Source organism: Inquilinus limosus (assembly GCF_002195995.1).
Classification (GTDB): Bacteria; Pseudomonadota; Alphaproteobacteria; order DSM-16000; family Inquilinaceae; genus Inquilinus; species Inquilinus limosus_C.
In genome coordinates this window covers 1-9,637 of the sequence record NZ_NHON01000156.1, presented here as the reverse complement: position 1 = coordinate 9,637, position 9,637 = coordinate 1, and the positions used below count along the sequence as shown (strand labels likewise).

Sequence of the window (9,637 nt, the reverse complement as noted above, 5' to 3'; positions counted from 1 at the left end):
CGACGCCGGCATGGTCGGTCTTCTCCATCACGGCGTGGTCGATCGAGATCGAGGGGGCCTGGACGAAGGCGGCGGGGTCGAGGCGCAGGAAGGTGAGGTCGCGCGAGGCGGCCTTGAGCGCGGCGTCGGCGGCGGCGAGGACCTGGGGGGCGTGGCGGCCGCATTCGGCCAGGTACTGTCCGGCGGTGAACAGGAAGATGCCGGCGTTCCACAGGTGCCGGCCCTCGGCCAGGAAGCGCTCGGCGGTCTCGCGCGGCGGCTTCTCGACGAAGCGGTCGATGGCGCGGGCGCCGGGCGCCTCGGGGATCTCGTCGCCGGGCAGGATGTAGCCGTAGCCGGTCTCGGGCGCGGTCGGCTGCATGCCGAAGGTCATCAGGTGGCCGGCGCGGGCGGCGGGTGCGGCGGCGGCGATGGCGGCGCGGAAGCCGGCGGGGTCGGCGATGTGGTGGTCGGCCGGCAGCACCAGCATCAGCGTGTCGGGGTCGCGGTCGGCCAGGAAGCGGGCGGCGACGGCGACGGCGGGGGCGGTGTTGCGGGCCGAGGGCTCGAGGATGATGGCGTCGGGCGCCACGCCGATCTGGCGCATCTGCTCGGCGACGATGAAGCGGTGGTCGTCGGCGCAGATGAAGACGGGCGGGGCGAAGCCGTCGGCCTCGCCGACCCGGGCCACCGTCTCCTGGATCATGGTGCTGCCCGACACCAGCGGCAGGAACTGCTTGGGATACCCGGCCCGCGACAGCGGCCACAGCCGCGTCCCCGATCCGCCCGACAACACCACCGGCACCACCGCTCGCTCGATCCGACTCATGACCTGCTCCAGATTTCAGGTGCTGACCTTGTATCAGCCATCAGGTTGGCGAATTCAACACTCCGAAGACCATCAAATTCCGGGAAAATCTTCCGATAACCCGAGCTTCCGCGATGGCCACATACGGCGCTATGAATTCCGGGATCCGCGGAATGTTCCCGCGCATCCGGTCCATGGGGTTTCATCCCTGGGCTGCTGCGAAATCAGATTTCGCGTCGTTATGATTTGAATTTATGTGCGCTGCAGCATAGTCTTCGATTTCGAACGGGACGTCCAGCCGCCCGTTCGAATCCCAGGTTTCCCCGGTCGAAGGGTCGTCGTCCATGAAGATTCAAGCCTTGGTCGCAGCGGTGATTCCTGATGCCTCCGGTTCGGCGATCGATCCCCAGGAACTGCAGGGGCTGATCGACGCGGCGGACTGGGACGGCGTCAACGCCCGGTCGCGGGAATCGCGCGCATCCCGCGACGGGGCGCCGGGGGTGCAGGCCCGGCGCACGGCGCTGCTGGACCGGCTGTACAGCGTGGCCCGGGATTCGGAGGAGGATTTCGATCCGGCGGACGCGGCCAAGGCGGCTGCGGCGCTTTGCCTCTCCCAGCACAACCACGTGCTGTCGCCCCTCGACCAGCCGGCGATCGGCGGCGTCTTCGTCGAGGACGGCATGCTGCATCTCTGGGGCATCAACCAGCTCGACCCGGCCGAGCCGGTCGAGCTGGCCCTGGTGGTCGACGGCCGCCGCATCTTCGACGCCCGGACCGACCCGGCGACCGGCCGCGTCGCCTTCGCCGCCACCCGGCTGCACGGCCGGCACCGCTCGCTGGGCTTCGAGCTCGACGGCACGCTGGTGCCCGGCCCGGCCTTCACCGCCCTGTCCTTCTGGAAGGACCCGGACGCGCTGGGCGAGCTGGCCGACCACCTGGCCGACATGGTCGGCCGCACCGACTATCTCGGCGCCCGCTACGCCGCCAAATGCCACCTGCCGAAGACCATGGCGCGGCTCGACGTCGCCAAGGACGGCGACAAGGTCAAGGGCCGCATCCCGGAATTCGTCCGCTACATGGCGAACCGGTACGACTGCGACACCAAGAACCTGGTCGGCTACCAGGGCACGGCGCAGTGGATCATCTCCGACGTCATGGAGTACGCCGACCGGCGCAGCATCTTCTGCATGACCAACGAGATCCACGAGGCGCTGTCGGAGGGCGTGTTCAACAAGCGCGCCCTGAAGAACGACGTCTCGCTGGCGCTGTTCTCGTTCTGGCGCCGGCACTACCAGCATATCGACATCTTCAGCGACGAGGGGCTGCGCAAGGTCCAGTACAAGTTCGCCACCGCGCCCTTCATCAGCGACAAGAACAACCAGCTCCTGATCTCCAAGGCGCTGAAGGAGCGGCTGAGCGCGGTGGTCGACGCCTATCGCAGCCGGGCCCTGCCGTGGAGCTGGTACTGGCTGTTCCGGCACGAGGATGAGGGCACCACCCACAAGATGATGGAGGCCGGCTACGCGCTGACCCTGTCGTTCAAGGAGGTGCTGGCCGACCTGGTCGAGCAGAACCGCTGCTCCTTCAACCCGCGCAACTGGATGTCCTACTGGGGGTCGACGCCGCAGGAGGTCGCCGGCCACTTCACCCGCTTCGACCTGGCGCTGATCTCGCTCCTGAACGGCCGCGCCGTGCCGGAGGAGCTGATCGCCGAGCGCGGGCCGGACGTGCTGCGCCGGCAGCTGATCGACCAGGTCTACAGCCGCTCGCCGCGCCTGGCCGCGATCTCGGCGGTGGCGCCGGAGCTGGCGGCCGCCCCGGCGGCGGACCCGGCGATCCAGTATGTCGACCTGGTGGTCGTCGGCCACGCCAACGCCACCGGCCTCGGCCGCAACCTCAACATGTTCGTCGAGGCGCTGTCGCCGTTCGACCCGCTGGTGTTCAACGCCGATGACGGCCAGTGCGTCAACCCCGAGGGGCGCTGGCGCGAGGACATGAATCTGCGCGCCCGGGTGGTGGTGCTGTGCGTCAACGCCGACCGGGCGCCGGAGATGATCGCCCGCTTCGCCTCGATCTGCGAGGACGCGCACATCATCGGCTTCTACCTGTGGGAGACCGACACGCCGCCGGAGACGCACCTGCTGGGCGCCAATGCAGTGGACGAGATCTGGGCCCCGTCCGGCTTCGTCGCCGACGGCTACCGCAAGATCACCTCGACCCCGATCAGCAACATCCGCAAGGGCCTGGCCCATCCGCCGGCCCGGGTGTTCAGCCCGTTCCTCGACCGGTTCCGGCGCAGCCCGAGCGAGCTGATCTTCCTGTCGCTGGCGGAATTCGGCTCCTCGATCGTGCGCAAGAACCCGCTGTCGGTGGTCAAGGCCTTCCAGCAGGCCTTCGCCGAGGGCGACGAGGAGGTGCGGCTGCTCTTGAAGATGCGCGAGATCGACCCCGGCCACTGGAGCAACTTCGACGGCTACTGGGAGGAGGTGGAGGAGCGCATCACCGGCGACGGCCGGATCGAGATCGTCGAGGGCAACCTGACCGACGCCGAATACTGGTCGCTGATCGACTCCTCCGACGTCTTCGTGGCGCTGCACCGGGCCGAGGGCTTCGGCTACGGCATCGCCGACGCGATGATGCTGGGCAAGCCGGTGATCGTCTCCGACTATTCCGGCACCCAGGATTTCTGCACCGCCGACAATTCCTTCCTGGTCGATGTCGACGTGGTGCCGACGCCGCCGGAGCAGATGCGCAGCAAGTCCTATGTCGGCCATTGGGCCAGCCCGCGGGTGGACCAGGCGGCCACGGCGATGCGCGCCATCCTGACCGACCGCGAGGCGGCGAAGGCCCGGGCGCTGAAGGGCCAGGCGCGGATCTTCGGCGACTACAGCTTCGAGGACTGGCAGAGCGGCCTGGCCACCCGGATCCGCGACCAGCTGGCCCGGCAGGGCTGACGAGAGGCGGTCGGCGCGGCCTCTCCTCCCCGGGCTTGGCCCGGGGATTGCGGGACTTTTTCGGAGTTCCCAACACCGTCATTGCGAGCGCAGCGAAGCAATCCAGGGGCCAATGCGAACCGGCCCCTGGATTGCTTCGTCGGCTTCGCCTCCTCGCAATGACGGCGAGGGATGGGCGTTGTGAAGAGATCCCGCAATCCCCGGGTCAAGCCCGGGGAGGAGAGGCAACGCGCTCTATCGTCGACGCCTGTCCTGGGGTCTTCCTTCTTATGAGGGAAGGGGCCGGGTCAATCTTCTCGGAGAGGCCTTTTTGGAAATGCGCTGGTGTGAGTCGGCTGGCGGTGGTTTCGAGAACCGGAGCGCAGCGCACATTTGGTGCGTGAGCACCGGAAGCTTCGAGTCCGCCGTCAGACGGCCGCGCCAGTAGCATTTCCATACGGCCGTCATGCGTTTCCTGATCCTCGTCGCCTATGTCGCGCTGTCGACCTTCCAGGCGGTGATCATCTGCTCCGGCCTGGTCGCCTGGACCGGCATCCCGGCGGCCGCCGCGGTGCCGATCGCGACGCTGCTCGGGCTGGTGCCCGGGCCCGGCACCATCCTCGCCATCCTCGCCGCCGGCTCGGCCTGGGGCTGGCCGTGGTTCGGCTCGACCGCGCTGTTCTGCGGGCTGCTGGCGCTGTGGGTGCATGTGACGCTGCACCACGCCCTGCCGGCCTTCTCCTCGTCATCGGACCGGGAATAGGGCCGGTCACCCGGCCGAGGCGGCGGTGAAGACCGCCCGCTGGGCGGCGAAGGCCCGCCGATAGGCCGGCCGCGCCTCGCCGCGGGCGATGTAGGCGGCGATCTCCGGATACGCCGCCAGCAACTCCGATCCCTGCAGCCGGCGCAGCACCGTCACCATCAGCAGGTCGCCGGCGCTGAACCCGCCGTCGAGCCATTCGGCATCGCCGAGATGCCTGGACAGGCCGGCCAGCCGCTTGCGGATGGTGTCCTCGAGGACGCGCAGCCGCTGCTCGTACCAGGGCTCGTCGCGTTCGAGGATCCGGGCCAGGGCGCGCTCGAACACCGGCGGCTCGACCGTGTTGAGCGCGGCGAACATCCACATGATCGCGCGCGCCCGGGCCTTCGCCTCGCCCGGCAGCAGGCCGGCATGGCGCTCGGCGATATGCAGCACGATGGCCCCCGACTCGAACAGGGCCGGGCCGCCCTCCTCCTCATAGGTCGGGATCTGGCCGAAGGGGTGCAGGGCCAGATGCGCGGGCTCCTTCATCGCCTGGAACGACAGCAGGCGGACGTCATAGAGCTGGCCCGCCTCCTCCAGCGCCCAGCGGACGCGCATGTCGCGCGCCAGCCCGTTGCCGCGGTCGGGCGAGCGTTCAAAGGCGGTGATGGTCACGGTCATCGTCGGTCTCCGGGGATTGCCTGTCTGGAAGACGATCGGCCGGGCCGGAGTCCGACTCCCCGGCCCGGAATCATTCTCTGTCGGTTCGATGCCACCCTGCCGGCCGTCGCCTGCCGGCGGGGCCAAATAAGGCAATGGTAGTATCGGCGATTTGTGTTCATGATATGTTCCATGGACAAGGCGCAGACCGACCAGGCATCGGAGGCCCCGGCCGCTCCCCAGGAGGAGCGGGCGGCGCGGCATCTGCGCCTGCTGGCCCGGGCGGCCGAGATCCAGATGGAGGTGATGGAGGCCGCCCGCACCGAGGCGGTGGAGGCGCCGCAGCCGGGTGTCGATTATTGCGCCCGGATCGCCGTCGCCGCCCGCTCGCTGCGGCTGACCCTGCTGCTGGAGGACAGGCTGTCCCGCCCGCCCGAGGTGCCGCCGCCGCAGAAGGTTCGGCCCGTAGAGGCGAGCGACAGGGCGCCGGCCGGGATGCGGGCGATGCTGGCGATGGCGGCTGCTTCCTTTGACGGCGCCAGGACCGAGGCGGAGGATGCCGAGGCCAGCGAACGCTTCGGCGAGATCGCCGAGCGGCTGGAGCGGCCTGAGGTGGTGGAGATGGTCGAGACCACCCCGGCGCCGGCGGCGGTGGCCCGGCTGTGCCGGGAGTTCGGGCTGCCGGCGGACACGGTGCAATGGCTCGCCACCGCGGATGCGGCGCTGGAGCAGCTGGGCTACGCGCCGGCCGACGATGTGGAGGCTNTGGTCGAGACCACCCCGGCGCCGGCGGCGGTGGCCCGGCTGTGCCGGGAGTTCGGGCTGCCGGCGGACACGGTGCAATGGCTCGCCACCGCGGATGCGGCGCTGGAGCAGCTGGGCTACGCGCCGGCCGACGATGTGGAGGCTGCCGCCCCGGGCCCGGCCGCGCCGCCGGACGTGATCCGGCGGCGGCTGCGGGTGATCATGGCGCTGGGCGCCGCGATCCAGGCGGGGACGGAGGACGAGGCGGAGTGCGACCGCCGCTTCTTCGCCATGGTCGGACAGATGGACCGGCCGGATCTGCTGGAGATCGCCGACGGCTTCCCGGCGGCGGAGGCGGTGGCCCGGCTGTGCCCGGTCTTCGGCCTGCCGCCGGAGGAGGCGGAGCGCTGGGTCGAGGCATCGGACCAGCACCTGGCGCGGCTGGACCTGCCGCCGGTCAAGGACCGGCCGGAGCCGGCGGATACGGGGTGACGCCCTCTCTCCACTGTCATTGCCGTCCTCGGACTTGATCCGAGGATCAACCCGGCAATCCAGAGGTCGCCGAGAGCGATTCTTGAAAGCCCCTGGATCCTCGGGTCAAGCCCGAGGATGACAATAAAATAGAATGGAAACCTAGAATACACACGCTCCGATTGCTTTTGCCTCTCCTCCCCAGGCTTGACCCGGGGATCACGGGAGAGGTCGGAGGCGCTTGCGCCTCCGGGGGGATTTTGTCGAGGCCTGGGCCTGCCCTCACCCGGTCTCGGCTCACGCGAGGCCGACCTCTCCCGCCAGGCCAGACCTTTTCAGAATTCCAAACACCGTCATTGCGAGCGCAGCGAAGCAATCCAGGGGCCAGCGCGAACCGGCCCCTGGATTGCTTCGTCGGCTTCGCCTCCTCGCAATGACGCCGAGGGGCAGGTGTTACGAAAAGGCCTCGCCAAGCGGAGAGGCAGCGCAAAAAGGTCTCAGGCCGCCGCGCCGGACACCGGGACGGCGGGGCCCAGCCGGCCGGCGGCGAAGGCTTTGTCCAGCTCCTCGATGGCGCAGATGATGTGGTAGAAGCTGCTGGCCGGCGCCGGCTCCTCGACGAAGGTCCCATCGGCCTGCAGCTTGTCGCGCCACAGCCCGGCCACCGGCACGTCCAGGTACTTGAACAGCCCGTTGACGCCGGCGGCGATGCGGCCGCGCCACAGCGCCTTCTCGGCCTCGGTCCCGGCGACGCCGGCCAGCGCCACCGCGGCCTTGATCCGCTCGGTCTGCGGCCACAGCCGGGCGCCGGAATCGACCGGCGCGCCGTCGTCCAGGATGGCGTTGACGGCGGCGTTGCGGGCCGGGTCGACACCCGTCTCCTCCGCCGCCCCGGCCATCCGCCGCGCCGCGGCGACGGCATCCGGGCGGTTGCGCAGCGTGCCCCAGCGCACCAGCAGCCAGGCCCATTCGAACAGGTGGCCGGGCTCGACGATGCGGCCGTCGCGGCCGGGCGCCGGCCGCCACTCGCCGTCGAAGAACTCGCGCAGATAGCCCGTCTTCGGGTCGATGAAATCCGACAGCGCGAGGCCGGCGATCTCGTCGGCCAGGGCATTCCAGGCCGGCTGGTCCGGGCCCTGGCCCAGCTCGACCCAGGCCAGCGACGCCTCGAACAGGTGCATATGCGGGTTGGCCAGGAGCGGCAGCTTGCGCGGCGCCGCTTCCTCGAACCCGCCCAGCGGGTGCTTCAGCGTCGCCTCCAGCCGCTGGCGCAGCCGCGTCGCCGCCGCGGTCAGCGGCGCCGGGTCGGCGACCACGGTGCTGGCGACGGCCAGGGCGAACAGGGCGAAGGCCTGGTCGTACAGCACCACGCTGTCGTCCAGCATCGCCCCGTCCGGCCCGACCAGGGTGCGGAAGGTGCCGTCCGGCCGCTCATAGGCGCGGCGGAAGAAGGCCAGGCCGTGCTCGACCGCCTGGCGCGACGGGCCGATCCAGCCGAGGCGGCCGGCAACGGCGAAGGTGAAGACCTGCCGCGCCTGCACCCGGGCGCGGCGCGGGTCCAGGCACGGCGTGCCGTCGAGGTTCAGCCTCTCATGGAAGCCGCCGCGCTCGCGGTCGGCGCCGGCCTCCCACCAGATCGGCAGCGCCTGCGCGGTCAGCCAGGTCATCAGCCGGTCGCGCAGGCCCTGCAGGGTCGCGATCTGCTCGGTCGGGTTCGGGGTGCTCATCACATCGGCTCCAGCGGCAGGTCCCTGTCGTCAAATCGTCTGATTGTAGGCGCCGACTTCCGGATTCTCACGCAGCACCGTGTCGACGGCCTTGAACATCTCGTGCAGCCGGTCCTTCGACACCGGGCTCTCGACCACCACCACCAGCTCCGGCTTGTTGGAGGAGGCGCGGACCAGGCCCCAGGTGCCGTCCTCGGTGGTCACGCGGATGCCGTTGACCGTGACCAGGTCGACGATGCGGTGGCCGGCCAGCCCGCCATTGGCGGCGATCTCGCGGAAGCGCGTCTCGACCCGCTGCACGACCTCGTACTTCACCTCGTCGGCGCAATGCGGCGACATGGTCGGCGACCCCCAGGTCTGCGGCAGGGCGCGGTACAGATCGGCCATGGTCTTGCCGGGGTTGCGGTCCATCATCTCGCAGACGGCGATGGCGGTGACCAGCCCGTCGTCATAGCCGCGGCCGATCGGCGGGTTGAAGAAGAAATGGCCGGATTTCTCGAAGCCGGCCAGGGCATTGAGGTCGCGCACCCGGCGCTTGATGTAGGAATGGCCGGTCTTCCAATAGTCGGTCTTCGCGCCCTGGGCCTGCAGCACCGGGTCGGCGGCGAACAGCCCGGTCGACTTGACGTCGACCACGAACTGGGCGCCGGGATGCAGCGCCGACAGGTCGCGCGCCAGCATCACGCCGATCTTGTCGGCGAAGATCTCGTTGCCCTCGCCGTCGACCACGCCGCAGCGGTCGCCGTCGCCGTCGAAGCCCAGGCCGAAATCGGCCCCGGTCTCGCGCACCTTGGCGGCGATGGCGTGCAGCATCTCCATGTCTTCGGGGTTGGGGTTGTAGTTCGGGAAGGTGTGGTCCAGCTCGACGTCGAGCGGGATCACCTCCAGCCCGATCGCCTCCAGCACGCGGGGCGCGAAGGCGCCGGCGGTGCCGTTGCCGCAGGCGGCGACGACGCGCAGCTTGCGCTCGATCCTGCGGCCCTCGGTCAGCTCCCGCACATACTGCTCGGCGAAGCCCGCGACGAAGCGGTAGCCGCCGCCGCTGCGCGGCTCGAAGGCGCCGGACAGCACGATGTCGCGCAGCCGGCCCATCTCCTCCGGCCCGAAGGTGACCGGGCGGCTGCAGCCCATCTTCACCCCGGTCCAGCCATTGTCGTTGTGCGAGGCGGTGACCATGGCCACGGCCGGCACGTCCAGCGCGAACTGGGCGAAATAGGCCATCGGCGACACCGCCAGGCCGATGTCGTGCACGGTGCAGCCGGCCGTCATCAGCCCCTGCGCCAGGGCGATCTTGATGGCCATGGAGTAGCCGCGGAAATCATGGCCGACCACCACCTCGGGCTTGACCCCGGCCTCGTGCAGATAGGTGCCGAGGCCGAGGCCCAGCGCCTGCACGCCCATCAGGTTCAGCTCCGGCGGCTTGTCCGAGCCGGGATGGCCGAACCACCAGCGGGCGTCGTATTCGCGGAAGCCGGTCGGCTTCACCAGCGGCGTGGTCTCGAAGGCGTAGGTGTTCGGGGCCAATGATGCGGAGGGCTTGGGCAGCATCGCGGGATCCTCAGGGGGGCGGCGG

At 69.9% G+C, this 9,637-nt stretch carries 6 protein-coding genes; 2 read left to right on the top strand and 4 right to left on the bottom strand.

Translation table 11 applies throughout. The features are described from left to right. A partial coding sequence (locus BWR60_RS34580; RefSeq protein ID WP_179222070.1) for a mannose-1-phosphate guanylyltransferase occupies window positions 1-808 on the bottom strand: 808 nt, incomplete at its 3' end. 323 nt (window positions 809-1,131) lie between these two features. On the opposite strand from BWR60_RS34580, the gene BWR60_RS34575 reads away from it, so the two are divergent. Continuing rightward, on the top strand, window positions 1,132-3,741 hold the full coding sequence (locus tag BWR60_RS34575; RefSeq protein WP_144445861.1) for a glycosyltransferase: 2,610 nt from the start codon (window positions 1,132-1,134) through the stop codon (window positions 3,739-3,741). A 445-nt stretch (window positions 3,742-4,186) separates the two neighbouring features. Next, window positions 4,187-4,483 carry a hypothetical protein gene (locus tag BWR60_RS34570; RefSeq protein ID WP_088157646.1) on the top strand — a complete coding sequence of 99 codons (297 nt, stop codon included), beginning with the start codon at window positions 4,187-4,189 and terminating at the stop codon, window positions 4,481-4,483. Window positions 4,484-4,489: 6 nt separating this feature from the next. Here BWR60_RS34570 and BWR60_RS34565 read toward each other — a convergent pair whose 3' ends face one another. The 3 genes from BWR60_RS34565 to BWR60_RS34550 form a co-directional block, all read right to left on the bottom strand. Further along, a complete protein-coding gene (locus BWR60_RS34565; RefSeq protein ID WP_088157644.1) occupies window positions 4,490-5,143 on the bottom strand; it encodes a glutathione S-transferase family protein in 654 nt (217 codons plus the stop codon). 1,691 nt (window positions 5,144-6,834) lie between these two features. Next, window positions 6,835-8,064: an AGE family epimerase/isomerase gene (locus BWR60_RS34555; protein ID WP_088157640.1), complete on the bottom strand. Its 1,230-nt coding sequence runs from the start codon at window positions 8,062-8,064 to the stop codon at window positions 6,835-6,837. Window positions 8,065-8,094: 30 nt separating this feature from the next. Then, on the bottom strand, window positions 8,095-9,637 hold a 1,543-nt coding region (locus BWR60_RS34550; protein ID WP_218823820.1), incomplete at its 5' end, for a phosphomannomutase/phosphoglucomutase.